Here is a 17617-nt window from a genome sequence, read left to right as displayed (position 1 = left end):
TGTGCCATTCGTAGGCCGGTGCGCTATGGCGCTTGATCAGCAGGTAGAGAAAGCCCTCGCGCAAAGGGCGGATGGCGTAGCTGGAATGGGTCAGCTCGCCGACATCCTGGAACGGGCTGAGATAGCCCGGCAATTTGGGCAGGCGGGCACGTTGTGCCGGGTTGCCGCCGACGGCGGCGTAGCGCAGGGGCAGCAGTTCGAAGCGGCGGGTACAGTCGGCGACGGGGCTGTTGCGCAGGGCCGGGCGGTAGCCGGAGGTGATGCGCCTGCACAGTTCGAGGGTTTCTTTCAACGAGTCCATGTATAGCTCCAGCGAGCAGGGATAATCATCAAATGCATGCAAGCGTTGCATTCGACCCAGGGCTGGACACTAGCGAGGAATCACTTCTCAAAGGAGCGTTGCGCTTCCGATAGGTGCGTAGGAAATTTCTGATTAAGCGGTATCGTTGACGTTACCAGGGTTTTCATCGCCTTTCACGTCAACCCGTCCGCTGTCACGGGGCAGGCCCATCGTTACTGGGTGGAGGCGCCACCCTGGTCGCTATTTTAAATACGGTCCGCATCCAGACAGGGCCGCAAAGCGGCCCGATCGTTCCCCGGAAAGTACTTCAGAACGCCCCTTGCAATGTCACCATGAAATTGCGCGGTTCACCATAGAAGTTGCCCCACGCCGGCGCGCCGATGGTGGCGTAGTACTTCTTGTCGAACAGGTTGTTGCCGTTGAGCGCGACAGTCCAGTTCGGGTCGAGGCGGTACTGCACACGGCCGTTCCACACGGTGTAGCCCGCCTGCTCGACACGGGTAGTGCCGGTGGTACGGAAGTTCTCGCTCTGGCTGTTCAGGCCTGCGCCGAGGGTCCAGCGCTCCAGAGCACCGCCCAGCTGGTAGTCACCCCATACCTTGAGCATGTGCCGTGGGATGAAGCTGGAGGTGAAGGTCAGTTCGGTCGGGTCAGTGTCTTCGATGGTACTCAGGTACTTCGTCTGGGTGTAGGTGTAGCCCGCCAACAGCTGCAACCGCTCGATCGGCGAGCCGCTGATCTCGGCTTCGAACCCCTGTGCGCGTACCTTGCCGCTGTCGTTGTAGCAATACCCGTCGCCTGAGGGGCAGGTATCGACGTAGTCCGTTTCTGCGCGGTGATTCTCGACAGTGCGGAACAGGTTGAAGGAGGTGTTCAACGCGCCGTCGAGCAGCTCGCCCTTGATGCCGACTTCATAGTTGGCGCCGGTCTTTGGCTGTAACGCCTGCCGCTCGGCATTCACCTTGTCGCTTTGTGGCTGGAAGATGTCGGCGTAGCTGGCATAGGCGGTCCACTGCTCGTTCAGGTCGTACAGCACGGCGGCAAACGGCGTGACCTGACCGTTTTCCTGGCTGCGATTATGCACCCAGTAATCGTAGAACTGGGTATAGGAGTCGCTCTTGTTACGGTACCAGCTGACCCGCGCGCCCAGCACCAAGGTCAGTGGCTCTGCCAGTTTCAGGCGCAGGTTGGCGTAAGTGCCGTACTGGGTGGTAGTGGTATCGGTTGGCACACTGCCACCGCGGCTCGGGTTGACCAGGTAATCGGCCTTGGACGGGTGTGTGAAGTTCGCGGATGGGTTGAACGGGTCCTGCTTGCCGTCCAGCAGCATCAGCGCGAAGTAATCATGGGTTTTCTGTCGGCTGGCGTTGACACCCATGATCAGCTCATGCTGCAGGCCGAACGCCTCGAACTTGCCATCGACATAGCTATCGAAGCCGTAGTCGTCCTGGTCGTAGTCGAAACGGCCGGCCCGGACGTTCATGCTGGCGGTGCTGGCGCCGACGGGTACCGTGCCTTCGGAATAAGCGTATTCGATGTCCTGGGTGTTGTGGGTGTAGATCGAGGCGAAGTTCAGGGTCCAGTCATCGTTGAAGCGGTGCTTGAGGTCGGCAAAGCCGGTAATACGCTGGCTTTGCATGTCGTTCCAGCTGGCCCCCAGGCAGGTGGAGCGCGACAGCTTCAGGTCACTGCCATCGGCGTAGCGTGGCAGGCCGGCGTAGCAAGGGGTGGCATCGACATCCTCGTAAGCCAGGCCAGCGCCCACGGTGGTGTCGGCCGTGACGTCCCAGTCGATGGCGCCGTACAGTATCTGGTCCTGGCGCTTGGCCGTGTCATAGAAGTACTGGCGGTCCTGCAGCGTCGCCACGGCGCGCCCCCGCACGGTGCCCGACGCGTTCAGCGGGCCGCCCACGTCCACTTGCCCGCGGTAGTTGTCCCAGCTGCCGGCTGATAGGGTGACGGTGGTGGCGGCTTTTTCCTGCCCCCGTTTGCGCACGAAGTTGACGCCCCCGGCGGAGGAGCCAGAGCCTTTCATCATGCCGGCCGCACCTTTAAGCACCTCGACGCGGTCATAGAACGCCATGTCGCTGGAAAAGCTGTTGGCCTGCACGTAGTTGCCGCCCACGTCCAAGGGCACGCCGTCGTACTGGTACTGGCCATCCAGGTTGAAACCACGGGAATAGAAATACTTGCCGCCCATGGGCGAGTCATACACGGTGATGCCCGGGGTCTTGTCCAGTACCTGCTCCAGTGTGTTGAGGTTCTGGTCGTCGAGCATCTTGCGGGTCATCACGGTGACCGACTGCGGGGTTTCTTTCAGCGTGTGTACGCCCTTGCCGATGGTGATGGCACGGGCGGCGTAGGACTGGGTGCCTTCGCTGGTCGCATCCAGGCGGTTGGCGTCGATGTTCATCGGCGCCAGTTCCATGGCCGAGCCGTTTTGCGCAGCGACCAGCACATAGCCACCATTACCCTGACGCTGCGCCTGCAGGCCACTGTTGCCCAGCAGCCGCGCCAGACCTTCCTCGACACTGAAGCTGCCTTCCAGGCCCGCGCTGTCGAGGTTGCGCGTCTGTGCGGTGTCGAACGAAATGGTCACACCCGCCTGTACGCCAAACTGGGTGATGGCGTTGCCCAGTGAGCCAGCGGGGACATGGTAGGTGGCCTGGCTTTGGGCCATTGCCTGGGCAGGCATCAGCAACAGGCCGGGCGCGCTGGCCAGGGACATGCCGAACAGCACCAGGCGGACGGCCTGGCTGAGCTTGGTTGCTGGGGTAGGGTGCAGGTGTGGCATTTCGTGGTCCTTCCGAGTCATGGCAGAAAGTCGCTGTCGTCGCGGCTTGTGTCAGGGACGGACGAGAATAGAAATCAGCAAGATTGCGGCGAAAGTTTTTCCGCAGTTGCTCAGGCGGGCTCCACACTCACCCAGTAGCGGCTTAAGTAGCGCACTTTCACGGGCAAGGTTTTCGGCAGGTTGGCCAGGGCGATATCGGTGTCGTCAATGCGGAACGCACCGGAAATGCTCATGGCCTGGATCGACGAGGCACAGCGCAGCACACCTGGACGATAGCGCCCCAGTTCTTCGAGGAAATCGCCAAGGCGCCAGTCGTTCACGCTGAGCATGCCTTGCAACCAGGCCGTGGAATCGGCGGGGAGGGCATGGGCGTCGAGGACGACATCCTGATCAAAACTCACTTGCTGGCCAGCGTGCAGTTGCAGCACTCGATCAGGGTGGCGCAGGGGGCGAACTTCGACGCTGGCCTCAAGCACACCCACGCGGGTCTGCTGCGCCAGTTTGCGGACGCTGAACGCGGTACTGCGGGCCAGTACGCTGCCGTCATCGGTGTGCACGATAAACGGGCGCTGCTGACGATCGCTGACCGGACGCACCAGAATTTCCCCCTGATACAGCTGAATCGCCCTCACCTTTGTGGCGTAGCGCACATCCAGCGCGGTATTCACGTTCAGTTCCAGCTGTGAACCATCCTCCAGGTGCAGGGCGCGGCGCTCGCTGCTGCGGGTACTGTGCTGGGCCAGCAAGGCACGATAGGGCACCTGCTCGGCCGCCAGCCAGCTGCCGCCCCCCATGGCCATCAGCAGGCCCAGCACTTTCAGCACGTCACGCCGCTGCGCCTGGGCCGCGCCAAGGCCGGACAGCGCCGCCTGCGGCGGCACCATGGCCCATTGCTGCTGCAGCTTTTCTACCCGCGCCCAGGCGGCTGCGTGCAGGGGGCTGGCCTGCAGCCACTGTCGCCAGGCCTGGGTGCGGGCCTCGCTATTGGCGCCGTCGTTGAGCTGAACATACCAGGTGGCAGCGGCTTCGAGTGTCTTGAGATCCATGGGCGTCAGCCTTCGACTGCCAGCAGGCAGCGAGTCATGGCCTTGATCAGGTGATTCTTCACGGTGGTGATCGACACGCCGAAGCGCTCGGCCGCAGCGCCGTAGGTCAGGCCTTCGAGTTGAACGGCAAGGAAGATGGCGCGGGTCTTGGCGCCGAGTTCGTCGAGCAGGCTGTCCACGGCCACCAGCATCTCTATGATGGACAAGCGCACCTCCGGCGACACCTCTACCGGTTCCGGACGCAGGGCCAGCGCCTGCAGGTAAGCTTTTTCGATGATGCGACGGCGAGCTTTGTCTATCAGAAGGGCGCGGGCGATAGCGCTGAGGTAGCTGCGCGGCTCACGGATCGGCAACGGGTTACGCGCGGTCATTACCCGCAAGAACGTGTCGTGCGCCAGGTCGGAAGCGTCGGCGGCGTTGCCCAGGCGGGCGCGCAGCCAGCCCTTCAGCCAGCTGTTGTTTTCGCTGTACAGCTGGTGCAGGGCCTGGGGATCGAGCGTTGCCATGGCGTCAAGATCGCAATATTAATGGGAATTGATCGCATTGTCGCGAGAGGCGGGGCTTATTGCAAGGACCGCGAGCACACACCCTGTGGGAGCGGCCTTGCGTCGCGATTGGGCCGCAAAGCGGCCCGGGTTTCGGCATCGCGGCTACATTTGTGGGGCTGCTGTGCAGCCCTATCGCGACGCAAGGCCGCTCCCACAAAGAGTCGTGCAGGCTTGCAGGGCAGTGGTTAGAACCCGGCCTCCAGGCTCAGCAGGTCCTGCACCGTCTGGCGCCGGCGGATCATCCGCAGGGCACCGTTCTCGATCAGGAACTCCGGCAGCAGCGGCCGGCTGTTGTAGTTCGACGACATCGATGCGCCATAGGCCCCGGCATCGTGGATCACCAGCAGGTCGCCCACCTGTGCCTGAGGCAGGTCCTGCGGGGTCAGTGCCTGGTCATCCTGGGTGAACACGTCACCCGATTCACACAATGGCCCGGCCACCACGGTCGGCTGGCGCGGACGATCTACTGCCTGGCCATCGGCATCGAGCAGGGTCATGCCGTGGTAGGCGCCGTACATCGCCGGGCGCATCAGGTCGTTGAAGCCGGCGTCGATCATGACGAAGGTATTGCGCCCCACCTGTTTCACGGCACGGACTTCGGCCACCAGATAGCCCGACTCCGCCACCAGGAAGCGCCCGGGTTCGATCTCCATGCGCACCGGGTGGCCGAGTATCGCTTCGATCTCCTTGCGCGCCACCGCCCAGGTCTGCGCATAACGCTGCAGGTCGACCGGTTTGTCGGTGCTGCGGTAGGGGGTGGAAAGCCCGCCGCCGATGGAGAACGCCTCGATGTCCACGCCCAAGCGGCCGATCAGCTCGATCATCGAGCGGGCCACCTGTTCCAGGTGCTGGTAGTCCACCCCGGAACCAATGTGCATGTGCACGCCCACCAGGTGCAGGCCATGGGCCTTGATGCACGCCAGCGCCTCGTCCAGCTCTTCGTGCCAGATGCCATGCTTGCTGTTTTCGCCGCCGGTATTGGTCTTGCGGCTGTGGCCATGGCCGAAGCCCGGGTTGATGCGGATCCACACGCGGTGGCCGGGCGAGCGCTCACCCAGTTGGCGCAGCATGTCGATGGAGCCGGCGTTGACTTCGATCTTCTCTGCCACCACTCGCTCCAGGGTTGGCCGGTCCAGCGCGTCGCAGGTCAGCACCACGCCGGCAGGGTCACCGTCCACGCTCGCACCCGCAGCGAAGGCCCGCTCCATTTCACCCAGCGACACGGCGTCCAGCACCAGGCCATGGGCGCGCATCAGGCGCAGCACATGCAAGTTCGGGTTGGCTTTCTGGGCGAAGCGCACGGTGTCGAATACGTTCAACTGCTCGACACGCTCGGCGATGGTGCTGGCGTCGTACGCCCAAAGCGGCGAGCCGTGCTGGCGAACCGCCTCGGCCAGAAGGGTGAAGGGTGCGGTCATGGTGGCGCTACTCGTATTAGGAAGGCCACGAGGATGAATCAAAGCGGGAATTCAGAAAAATAGCTATTTTTCTGCTGGTCATTCATATCTGATATACCAATTGTCGACTCACCGGGTGCTGCCGTGAAACTGTCCGTCCGCCACATCGAAGTGTTCCGCGCCATCATGGCCGCTGGCAGTGTCACGGGGGCGGCGCGCCTGCTGTTCACCTCGCAGCCGACCGTCAGCCGCGAACTGGCGCGGCTGGAGCAGGTGACTGGCCTGAACCTGTTCGAGCGCGAGGGCGGGCGCCTGGTGGCGACGGCCCAGGCGCTGCTGTTGATCGAAGAGGTCGAGCGGGCCTACGTCGGGCTGGAGCGGATCGATCGCTTTGCCCAGGCCATCCGCAACTTCGAGCAGGGCCGGCTGGCCATCACCTGCCTGCCGCTGTTCTCGCAAACCTTGTTGCCCAAGGCTTGCCAGCGCTTTCACCAGCAGCACAGCGGCGTGAGCGTGAGCATTCTGGCGCAGGAGTCGCCTTTGCTGGAGGAGTCACTGGTTGCCCAGCAGCATGACCTTGGCCTGACTGAAGTCGAACAGATACCGCGTGGCGCGTATGGTGAATTGCTGTTCAGTGCCAACATGGTGTGCGTGTTGCCCGAGCATCACCCGCTGCAGGTGAAGGCTGAACTGGAGCTGAGTGATTTCCATGAGGTCGATTTCATCAACCTGGCCAGCCTGGATACCTACCGCCAGCGTCTGGATCAGCACTTTCGTGCAGCCGGGGTTAACCGCCGCACGGTCATCGAGACCACCAGTGCCGCTTCGGTGTGCGCCATGGTCAGGCAAGGCCTGGGGGTGGCGATCATCAACCCGCTGAGCGGGCTGGAGGCGGCGCAAGGCGGGTTGCCGATCCGCAGGTTACGGGTTTCGGTGCCCTATCAGGTAATGCTGATACGCCCGGACCATCGGCCAGCATCGGCAGCGGTGGAGCCGTTTTGCGAGGCGTTGCGGGTGCAGGCCAAAGAGATGCAGCAGGCGCTGGCCTGATCATTGTGGGGGCGGCCTTGTGTCGCGATAGGGCCGCAAAGCGGCCCCAGCAATCTATGCATGATGTCGAGATCCTGGGGCCGCTGCGCGGCCCTTTCGCGACGCAAGGCCGCACACAGGGATCGCGCCAGCTTTTAGAAATTGAGCAAGACAGTTGCTCCCACAGGGACCGCGCTCCCACTAGGCAGGGGCAGGGTTCAAAGCTCGCAGACCAAGGTTCCAGTACCGGCCAGGATGTTCTCCAGGGTTTCCTTCACTTCATCCATGTCACTCAAATCGCTGGTCAGGTTGATTTCCAGTACTTCATCCCCCTTCAGCGCGTCCCGGTCGCCGGCCGCCACTTCGATCAGCAGGCGCTTGGCGCTCAGGGTCACTTTAAGGCCATCCAGCGTCGACGGCTCGTCATCCAGCGTCAGGTCGACGGTGTCCTCGTCCGGGTAACGGGTAAGCAGGAACATCTGACCCTTGTCGCTGTGGCAGCACAGGGTCGCCATGTTGTCTTCCTCGTCATCGCAAGGGGTGGCGAACAGCAGGGCGGTGTTGATTTGCATGAGCAGGCTCGGGTCAAAGGAAACGGAAGGGAATTCTGACAGTCTTGCGTACAGGCATAAACGTAAAGTTACCGCCCCTTGACCGAAATTGTCGCAGCGCTGCAAGCGTAGATGACCGATCAGTCGTTAAGCTTCGGCGAGCCCTGGGCGTGCCTGCGCACGTTCAACGTCTGGTTTTTACCGTCCGTCATGCCACGGGTTGGCTATCGTTGATCCGTACACGGCGCACGCAGCGACGCTTCAATTATTACAAAGCCCAAGCGGAGTACCACAGATGGCGTTCTTCACCGCAGCCAGCAAAGCCGACTTCCAGCACCAACTGCAAGCGGCCCTGGCGCAGCACATCAGCGAGCAGTCCCTGCCACAAGTGGCGCTGTTCGCCGAGCAGTTCTTCGGCATCATCTCTCTGGACGAACTCACCCAGCGCAGGCTTTCCGACCTGGCCGGCTGCACCCTGTCAGCCTGGCGCATCATCGAGCGTTTCGACCCCGAATACCCGCAAGTGCGGGTGTACAACCCTGATTACGAACGCAATGGCTGGCAGTCGACCCATACCGTGGTCGAAGTGTTGCACCATGACTTGCCGTTCCTGGTCGACTCGGTGCGCACCGAGCTCAACCGCCGTGGCTACAGCATCCACACCCTGCAAACCACCGTGCTCAGTGTGCGCCGTGGCGCCAAGGGCGAGCTGTTGGAGCTGCTGCCCAAGGGAACCCAGGGCGAGGGCGTGCGCTACGAGTCATTGATGTACCTGGAGATCGACCGCTGCGCCAATGCCGCCGAGCTGACGGTGCTGACCCGCGAGATCGAGCAGGTGCTGGCCGAGGTACGGGTGGTGGTGGCCGACTTCGAACCGATGAAGGCCAAGCTGCGTGAAGTGGTAGCGCAGGTGGAGCAAACCGCCTTCGGCCCCGCCCAAAACGAGAAGGGCGAAGTCAAGGCCTTCCTCGAATGGCTGCTGGATAACCACTTCACCTTTCTGGGCTATGAAGAATTCACCGTCAAGGGCGGCGCCGATGGCGGCCAGATGGTCTACGACGAGCAGTCGTTCCTCGGCCTGCCGCGCCGCCTGCGCGTGGGCTTGACGGCAGAAGAGCTGCGCATCGAAGACTACGCTGTGGCCTACCTCAACGAGCCGCTGCTGCTTTCGTTCGCCAAGGCCGCGCTGCCCAGCCGCGTGCACCGCCCGGCCTACCCGGACTACGTGTCGATCCGCCAGCTGGACGCCGACGGCAAGGTCATCAAGGAGCACCGCTTCATGGGGCTGTACACCTCGTCGGTGTATGGCGAAAGCGTGCATGCCATTCCGTACATCCGCGTGAAGGTGGCCGAAGTCGAGCGCCGTTCGGGCTTTGATCCCAAGGCCCACCTGGGCAAGGAACTGGCCCAGGTGCTGGAAGTGCTGCCGCGCGACGACCTGTTCCAGACGCCGATCGACGAGTTGTTCAGCACGGTCATGGCAATCGTGCAGATCCAGGAGCGCAACAAGATCCGCGTGTTCCTGCGTAAAGACCCGTACGGCCGCTTCTGCTACTGCCTGGCCTACGTCCCGCGGGAAATCTATTCCACCGAAGTGCGGCAGAAGATCCAGCAGGTGCTGATGGAGCGCCTGAAGGCCAGCGACTGCGAGTTCTGGACCTTCTTCTCCGAATCGGTACTGGCCCGTGTGCAACTGATCCTGCGGGTCGACCCCAAGAACCGTATCGACATCGACCCGCAGCAGCTGGAACGCGAAGTCATCCAGGCCTGCCGCTCGTGGCATGACGACTACTCGGCACTGGTGGTGGAGAACTTCGGCGAAGCCCAGGGCACCAACATCCTCGCCGATTTCCCCAAAGGCTTCCCGGCCGGTTACCGCGAACGCTTCGCCGCGCACTCGGCGGTGGTCGACCTGCAGCATGTGCTGAACCTGTCGGAAAGCAAGCCGCTGGCCATGAGCTTCTACCAGCCGTTGACTCAGGTGGGCGAGCGCATCCTGCACTGCAAGCTGTACCACGCCGACACCCCGCTGGCGCTGTCCGACGTGCTGCCGATTCTGGAAAACCTCGGCCTGCGCGTGCTCGGCGAGTTCCCGTATCGCCTGCGCCATGCCAATGGCCGCGAATACTGGATCCACGACTTCGCCTTCACCTACAGCGAAGGCCTGAGCCTGGATATCCAGCAGCTCAACGATACCCTGCAGGACGCTTTCATCCACATCGTCCGGGGTGACGCCGAGAACGACGCCTTCAACCGCCTGGTGCTCACCGCCGGCCTGCCGTGGCGCGACGTGGCCTTGCTGCGTGCCTACGCCCGTTACCTGAAACAGATCCGTCTGGGCTTCGATCTGGGCTACATCGCCAGCACCCTGAACAACCACACCGACATCGCTCGCGAGCTGACCCGGTTGTTCAAGACCCGCTTCTACCTGGCGCGCAAGCTCACCCAGGACGACCTTGACGACAAGCAGCAGCGCCTGGAACAGGCCATTCTGACTGCGCTGGACGACGTGCAAGTGCTCAACGAAGACCGCATCCTGCGGCGCTACCTGGACCTGATCAAGGCCACACTGCGTACCAACTTCTACCAGCCCGACGCAAACGGCCAGAACAAGTCGTACTTCAGCTTCAAGTTCAACCCCAAGCTGATCCCCGAACTGCCCAAACCGGTGCCAAAGTTCGAGATATTCGTCTATTCGCCACGGGTCGAGGGCGTGCACCTGCGCTTTGGCAACGTTGCCCGTGGTGGCCTGCGCTGGTCCGACCGCGAAGAGGACTTCCGTACTGAAGTGCTGGGGCTGGTGAAAGCCCAGCAGGTGAAGAACTCGGTCATCGTGCCGGTCGGCGCCAAGGGTGGTTTCCTGCCGCGTCGCCTGCCGCTGGGCGGCAGCCGTGACGAGATCGCCGCCGAAGGCGTGGCGTGCTACCGCATCTTCATTTCCGGCCTGCTCGACATCACCGACAACCTCAAGGACGGTGGCGTGGTGCCGCCGGCCAACGTGGTGCGCCATGACGATGACGACCCGTACCTGGTGGTAGCGGCCGACAAAGGCACCGCGACCTTCTCCGACATCGCCAACGGCATTGCCATCGACTACGGCTTCTGGCTTGGCGATGCCTTTGCCTCGGGCGGCTCGGCCGGTTACGACCACAAGAAGATGGGCATTACCGCGCGCGGCGCCTGGGTGGGCGTGCAGCGTCACTTCCGCGAGCGTGGCATCAACGTGCAGGAAGACCCGATCACCGTCATTGGTGTGGGCGATATGGCCGGTGACGTGTTCGGCAATGGCCTGCTGATGTCCGACAAGCTGCAACTGGTGGCCGCGTTCAACCACCTGCATATCTTCATCGACCCCAACCCCGACCCTGCCACCAGCTTTGCCGAGCGCAAGCGCCTGTTCGACCTGCCGCGTTCGGCCTGGAGCGACTACGACACTAGCATCATGTCCGAAGGCGGCGGGATCTTCCCGCGCAGTGCCAAGAGCATCGCCATCAGCCCGCAGATGAAAGAGCGCTTCGCCATCGAAGCCGACCGCCTGACCCCGACCGAGCTGCTTAACGCGCTGCTCAAGGCCCCGGTGGACTTGCTGTGGAACGGCGGTATCGGTACCTACGTGAAGGCCAGCACTGAAAGCCACGCCGATGTCGGCGACAAGGCCAACGATGCGCTACGGGTCAACGGTAACGAACTGCGCTGCAAGGTAGTGGGCGAGGGCGGCAACCTGGGCATGACCCAGCTCGGCCGCGTCGAGTTCGGCCTGAACGGCGGCGCCACCAACACCGACTTCATCGACAACGCCGGCGGCGTGGACTGCTCCGACCACGAGGTCAACATCAAGATCCTGCTCAACGAAGTGGTGCAGGGTGGCGACATGACCGAGAAGCAGCGCAACCAGCTGCTGGGCAGCATGACCGACGAAGTGGCCAGCCTGGTGCTGGGCAACAACTACAAGCAGACCCAGGCGCTGTCGCTGGCCGCCCGCCGCGCCCGCGAGCGGATTGCCGAGTACAAGCGCCTGATGGCCGATCTCGAGGCGCGGGGCAAGCTGGACCGTGCCATCGAATTCCTGCCGTCCGAAGAGCAGTTGGCCGAACGCCTTGCTGCCGGCCAGGGCCTGACCCGCGCCGAGCTGTCGGTGCTGATCTCGTACAGCAAGATCGACCTCAAGGAGCAACTGCTCAAGTCGCTGGTACCGGACGACGACTACCTGACCCGTGACATGGACACCGCTTTCCCGCCGTCCCTGGTCAGCAAGTTCGCCGAGGCCATGCGCCGCCACCGCCTGAAGCGCGAAATCGTCAGCACCCAGATCGCCAACGACCTGGTCAACAACATGGGTATCACCTTCGTCCAGCGCCTGAAGGAGTCGACCGGCATGAGCCCGGCCAACGTAGCCGGCGCTTACGTGATCGTGCGCGACATCTTCCACCTGCCGCACTGGTTCCGCCAGATCGAGGCGCTGGACTATCAGGTGCCGGCGGAAATCCAGCTTACCCTGATGGACGAGCTGATGCGCCTGGGCCGCCGTGCCACCCGCTGGTTCCTGCGAAGCCGCCGTAACGAACAGGACGCCGGGCGCGATACCGCGCACTTCGGGCCGAAGATCGCGCAGCTGGGTCTGAAGCTGGATGAGCTGCTCGAAGGCCCTACCCGCGAACGCTGGATGGTCCGCTACCAGGGCTTTGTCGACGCCGGTGTGCCGGAGTTGCTGGCGCGTATGGTGGCGGGTACCAGCCACCTGTACACCCTGCTGCCGATCATTGAAGCGGCCGACGTGACTGGCCATGAGCCTGCGCAGGTGGCCAAGGCATTCTTCGCCGTGGGCAGCGCGCTGGACCTGACCTGGTACTTGCAGGAAATCAGCAACCTGCCGGTGGAAAACAACTGGCAGGCGCTGGCCCGCGAGGCATTCCGCGATGATATCGACTTGCAGCAGCGGGCGATCACCATTTCGGTCCTGCAGATGGTCGATGCACCGGAAGACATGGATGCCCGCGTGGCGTTGTGGTCAGAGCAGCATCGGGGAATGGTGGAGCGCTGGCGCGCCATGCTCGACGACCTGCGCAATGCCACGGGCACTGACTATGCGATGTACGCGGTGGCCAACCGCGAGCTGGTCGACCTGGCCATGAGCGGGCAGGCGGCGGTGGTGCCGTCCTGAGCCTTGTGGTGAGGTAAAACAAAGCCCCGGCAGTGATGCCGGGGCTTTTTTGTATTCCTGGGGTGGCCCTTTCGCGGGTGAACCCGCTCCTACACCGATTGGTGGTGGACACACATCGGGGGTTGGACACAGCCCGTCGTGTAGGAGCGGGTTCACCCGCGAAGAGGCCGGCCCTGCTGGCCAATTTCCACCCGCCGTTCACTGTCGCTGCCGCCACCGTATTCGCGGGTAAACCCGCTCCTACAGGGGGGGCGGGGGCGTTACTTGAACCGCCTCTCCACGCCTTTTTCGACCAGAATCTTGGCGGAAATCTCTTCCACCGAAAAATGCGTGGAATTGATATTGGGAATGTTCTCCCTGCGGAACAGGCTTTCCACTTCACGCACTTCGAATTCGCACTGGGCAAAGCTGGAATAGCGGCTGTTGGGCTTGCGTTCGTGGCGGATGGCGGTGAGGCGGTCGGGGTCGATGGTCAGGCCGAACAGCTTGCTGTGGTGCTTTTTCAGCACCGCCGGCAGCTGCAGGCGCTCCATGTCGTCCTCGGTCAGCGGGTAATTGGCGGCACGGATGCCGAACTGCATGGCCATGTACAGGCAGGTTGGGGTTTTGCCGCAACGCGACACGCCAACCAGAATCAGGTCGGCTTTGTCGTAGTAGTGGGTGCGTGCACCATCGTCGTTATCCAGGGCGAAATTCACCGCCTCGATGCGTTCCATGTAGTTGGAATTGCCGCCGATCGAGTGAGATTTGCCCACGGAATACGACGAATGGGCGATCAATTCCTGCTCAAGTGGGGATAAAAACGAAGAAAAGATGTCGATCATGAAGCCATTCGACGTCGCCAGGATCTCGCGGATGTCCTGGTTGACAATGGTGTCGAAGATGATCGGGCGTACCCCATCCCGCTCGGCCGCAGCGTTGATTTGCTGGACCATGACCCGCGCTTTGTCCGGCGAATCGATGTAAGGGCGGGTGAATTTGTTGAAGGGAATGCTCTCGAATTGCGCGAGCAAACTCTGGCCCAGGGTTTCGGCAGTGATACCGGTGCCGTCGGAGATGAAGAACGCGGTTCGTTTCATTTGCGATCTGGGCCTTAAGCTGATGGCGATTCTTGGATATGATAAGTTCGGTTTGCCGAATGCGGCTGTCGACATTCTGCCACATTTGCAGCGCCTATTTTCCAGGTACAGGCCACAAACGCCCGGCCAAGTCATAGAAGACAGGCGGGCGCCTTTTGAGCTTTTCCAACACAGTTAGTGGAGAGATCACCTTGGTAGAGTACGTAGTTTCCCTCGATAAGCTCGGCGTCCATGATGTGGAGCATGTGGGGGGCAAGAACGCATCCCTGGGCGAGATGATCAGTAACCTCGCCGGTGCCGGCGTGTCGGTGCCGGGCGGCTTTGCCACTACGGCTCAGGCGTACCGTGACTTTCTCGAGCAGAGTGGGCTGAACGACCGCATTCACGCCGCGCTCGACGCGCTGGACGTTGACGACATCAATGCCCTGACCAAGACCGGCGCGCAGATTCGCCAGTGGGTCATGGAAGCCGAATTCCCGCCACGCCTGGATTCGGAAATCCGTACGGCCTTCGCCGAAATGGCCGCCGGCAACGACAACATGGCCGTTGCCGTGCGTTCCTCGGCTACCGCTGAAGACCTGCCGGACGCCTCGTTCGCCGGCCAGCAGGAAACCTTCCTCAACATTCGCGGCGTCGATAACGTGATCCGCGCGGCCAAGGAAGTGTTCGCTTCGCTGTTCAACGACCGCGCCATCGCCTACCGCGTGCACCAGGGCTTCGATCACAAGCTGGTTGCCTTGTCTGCCGGTGTGCAGCGCATGGTCCGCTCGGAAACCGGCACTGCCGGGGTGATGTTCACCCTCGACACCGAGTCGGGCTTCCGCGACGTGGTATTCATCACTGGCGCCTATGGCCTGGGCGAAACCGTCGTACAGGGTGCGGTCAACCCTGACGAATTCTACGTGCACAAGAACACACTGCAGGCCGGCCGCCCGGCCATCCTGCGCCGCAACCTGGGCAGCAAGGCGATCAAGATGGTCTATGGCGACGAAGCCAAGGCCGGCCGTTCGGTCAAGACCGTCGAAGTCGACCGCGCCGAGCGCGCACGCTTCTGCCTGACCGATGCCGAGGTCAGCGAGCTGGCCAAGCAGGCCATGATCATCGAGCAGCACTACCAGCGCCCGATGGACATCGAGTGGGCCAAGGACGGTGACGACGGCAAGCTGTACATCGTCCAGGCCCGCCCGGAAACGGTGAAGAGCCGTTCCAGCGCCAACGTCATGGAACGCTACCTGCTCAAAGAGAAAGGCACCGTGCTGGTCGAAGGCCGTGCCATTGGCCAGCGTATCGGCGCCGGCAAGGTTCGCGTCATCAACGACGTATCGGAAATGGACAAGGTCCAGCCGGGCGACGTGCTGGTCTCCGACATGACCGACCCTGACTGGGAACCGGTGATGAAGCGCGCCAGTGCCATCGTCACCAACCGCGGTGGCCGTACCTGCCACGCGGCGATCATCGCCCGTGAGCTGGGTATCCCGGCGGTAGTCGGTTGCGGCAACGCTACTCAGGTACTGAAAGATGGCCAGGGCGTGACCGTTTCCTGTGCCGAAGGCGATACTGGCTTCATCTTCGAAGGTGAGCTGGGCTTCGACATCAAGCAGAACTCGGTCGATGCCATGCCGGAACTGCCGTTCAAGATCATGATGAACGTCGGCAACCCGGACCGCGCCTTCGACTTCGCCCAGCTGCCCAACGCCGGTGTCGGTCTGGCACGCCTGGAGTTCATCATCAACCGCATGATCGGCGTGCACCCCAAGGCGCTGCTGAACTATGCGGGCCTGCCTGCCGACCTGAAAGAAAGCGTCGACAAGCGCATCGCCGGCTACAACGACCCGGTCGGCTTCTACGTCGAGAAGCTGGTGGAAGGCATCAGCACCCTGGCGGCGGCCTTCTACCCGAAAAAGGTCATCGTGCGCCTGTCGGACTTCAAGTCCAACGAGTACGCCAACCTGATCGGTGGCAAGCTGTACGAGCCGGAAGAAGAAAACCCGATGCTGGGCTTCCGCGGTGCTTCGCGTTACATCAGTGAATCGTTCCGTGACTGCTTCGAGCTCGAGTGCCGTGCACTGAAGCGTGTGCGCAACGAGATGGGCCTGACCAACGTCGAGATCATGGTGCCGTTCGTGCGTACCTTGGGCGAAGCCAGCCAGGTCGTCGACCTGCTCGCCGAAAACGGCCTGGCCCGCGGCGACAATGGCCTGCGCGTGATCATGATGTGCGAACTGCCGTCCAACGCCATCCTCGCCGAAGAGTTCCTGGAATACTTCGACGGCTTCTCGATCGGCTCCAACGACCTGACCCAGCTGACCCTGGGCCTGGACCGTGACTCGGGCATCATTGCCCACCTGTTCGACGAGCGTAACCCTGCGGTGAAGAAGCTGCTGGCCAACGCCATTGCCGCCTGCAACAAGGCTGGCAAGTACATCGGCATCTGCGGCCAAGGCCCATCGGACCACCCGGACCTGGCCAAGTGGCTGATGGAGCAGGGCATCGAAAGCGTGTCGCTGAACCCGGACTCGGTACTCGAGACCTGGTTCTTCCTGGCCGAAGGCCAAGGCGCGGCCTGATGCAGTAAACGCGGGGGGGCGTCTGGCGCCCTCCTGCCTGGTTTTTTCCAGGGCGAGCTCCAGCAATGGACCCCGCCCTTTTTTGTGCACCAAGCAACCTTATGCAAAGCAGCAGCACTTTATTCCCCGTGGCCCTGCTCAGTGCCGAGCGCCGCGGCGATCTCAGCGAAGACGTGTATCGGATCAAGGCCGGTAATGGCCCGGACCCCAGCGTCGAGCTCGCCATCACCCGTCTGGGGCTGGCCGACCAGGTTCAGGCCCAAGGCGTGCCGGTCATTCTCCTGCACGGCAGTTTTTCCAATCGGCGCTTCTGGTATTCGCCCAAAGGGGTTGGCCTGGGTGCCTACCTTGCGCGCGCCGGTTTCGATGTCTGGATCCCGGAAATGCGAGGCCACGGCCTGTCGCCGCGTAACCATGACTGGAAACACAACAGCGTTGCCGCCTACGCCCGTGATGACCTGCCGTTGATCAACGCGTTCGTGCGCGAGCAGTCGGGCCAGGCGCCGCACTGGGTGGGCCATTCGCTGGGTGGTACGACATTGGCGGCAGCACTGGGTGGCGGCTTCCTGGAGCCCGGGCAAATCGCCAGCGTGGCGCTGTTCGGTACCCAGATCAGCCGTGTCTATTGGCCGTTGAAAGTGCCGCCGCTGGCTTGGGGCGCGAAGCTGGTGCTCAAGCGTTGGGGGCAGATATCCGGGCCACGTTTCAAGCGTGGGCCTGAAGACGAGCCGATAGGCCTCGCCCTGGAGAGCATGCGCTGGCACGGCCTGTTCGGGCGCTTTGGCGACAAGAAGCACGATTGGTGGGCAGGGCTGGCTGAAGTGGATGTACCGCTGCTGGCGGTGGCCGGTGCCGGGGACTTCCAGGACCCGGTGTGGGCCTGTCGCAAGCTGTTCGAGCAGTTGGGCGGCGAGCGCAAGCAGTTCCTGCGGCTGGGGCGTGAAGAAGGTTTCGAGGCCTATGGGCATGTCGACATGCTGGTGAGCAAGGCCGCGCAGGTGCAGGTGTGGCCGCTGGTGGAGCGCTGGCTGCGCAACCCGCTGCTGCCGGTGCATGCGTCCACTGTCGTTGCGGAACCTGTGCCTGCCAGCTGAGTTTGCTGTACCTGTCATGGCCTCTTCGCGGGTGAACCCGCTCCTACACA

The 17617-nt window shown here is 62.7% G+C and carries 11 protein-coding genes; 4 read left to right on the top strand and 7 right to left on the bottom strand.

The features are described from left to right. The 5 genes from V7787_RS48835 to lysA form a co-directional block, all read right to left on the bottom strand. The coding region (locus V7787_RS48835) for a toxin VasX (RefSeq protein ID WP_336094834.1) at positions 1-301 on the bottom strand (301 nt) is incomplete at its 3' end. Between the two features lie 307 nt (positions 302-608). Then, positions 609-3095 carry a TonB-dependent siderophore receptor gene (locus V7787_RS48830; RefSeq protein WP_014859057.1) on the bottom strand — a complete coding sequence of 829 codons (2487 nt, stop codon included), beginning with the start codon at positions 3093-3095 and terminating at the stop codon, positions 609-611. A gap of 110 nt (positions 3096-3205) precedes the next feature. Beyond that, positions 3206-4141: a FecR domain-containing protein gene (locus V7787_RS48825; protein ID WP_014859058.1), complete on the bottom strand. Its 936-nt coding sequence runs from the start codon at positions 4139-4141 to the stop codon at positions 3206-3208. Positions 4142-4146: 5 nt separating this feature from the next. After that, positions 4147-4647, bottom strand: a complete 501-nt coding sequence (locus V7787_RS48820; RefSeq protein WP_012053194.1) for a sigma-70 family RNA polymerase sigma factor — start codon at positions 4645-4647, stop codon at positions 4147-4149. Between the two features lie 227 nt (positions 4648-4874). Continuing rightward, complete coding sequence (lysA, locus tag V7787_RS48815) at positions 4875-6107, bottom strand: diaminopimelate decarboxylase (RefSeq protein WP_064493461.1); 1233 nt, start codon at positions 6105-6107, stop codon at positions 4875-4877. A gap of 123 nt (positions 6108-6230) precedes the next feature. On the opposite strand from lysA, the gene V7787_RS48810 reads away from it, so the two are divergent. Continuing rightward, entirely contained in the window at positions 6231-7136 is a 906-nt protein-coding gene (locus V7787_RS48810; protein WP_010953080.1) for a LysR family transcriptional regulator, read from the top strand. Positions 7137-7333: 197 nt separating this feature from the next. On the opposite strand, the gene V7787_RS48805 is transcribed toward V7787_RS48810, so the two are convergent. Further along, positions 7334-7687 (bottom strand): hypothetical protein, encoded by a 354-nt coding sequence (locus V7787_RS48805; protein WP_020192899.1) that lies wholly within the window; start codon positions 7685-7687, stop codon positions 7334-7336. Positions 7688-7961: 274 nt separating this feature from the next. Between V7787_RS48805 and V7787_RS48800 the strand changes: the two genes are divergently transcribed. Beyond that, complete coding sequence (locus tag V7787_RS48800; RefSeq protein ID WP_020192900.1) at positions 7962-12827, top strand: NAD-glutamate dehydrogenase; 4866 nt, start codon at positions 7962-7964, stop codon at positions 12825-12827. A 260-nt stretch (positions 12828-13087) separates the two neighbouring features. On the opposite strand, the gene ppsR is transcribed toward V7787_RS48800, so the two are convergent. Further along, positions 13088-13906: a posphoenolpyruvate synthetase regulatory kinase/phosphorylase PpsR gene (gene ppsR, locus V7787_RS48795; protein WP_010953083.1), complete on the bottom strand. Its 819-nt coding sequence runs from the start codon at positions 13904-13906 to the stop codon at positions 13088-13090. A 191-nt stretch (positions 13907-14097) separates the two neighbouring features. On the opposite strand from ppsR, the gene ppsA reads away from it, so the two are divergent. Together ppsA and V7787_RS48785 are read left to right on the top strand one after the other, a co-directional pair. Then, complete coding sequence (gene ppsA, locus V7787_RS48790; RefSeq protein WP_020193548.1) at positions 14098-16473, top strand: phosphoenolpyruvate synthase; 2376 nt, start codon at positions 14098-14100, stop codon at positions 16471-16473. Between the two features lie 101 nt (positions 16474-16574). Next, positions 16575-17567, top strand: a complete 993-nt coding sequence (locus V7787_RS48785) for an alpha/beta fold hydrolase (RefSeq protein WP_231114249.1) — start codon at positions 16575-16577, stop codon at positions 17565-17567. Positions 17568-17617 lie beyond the last annotated feature (50 nt).

This window comes from Pseudomonas sp. CGJS7, assembly GCF_036961695.1.
This window is presented reverse-complemented; position numbering and strand designations above follow the sequence as displayed.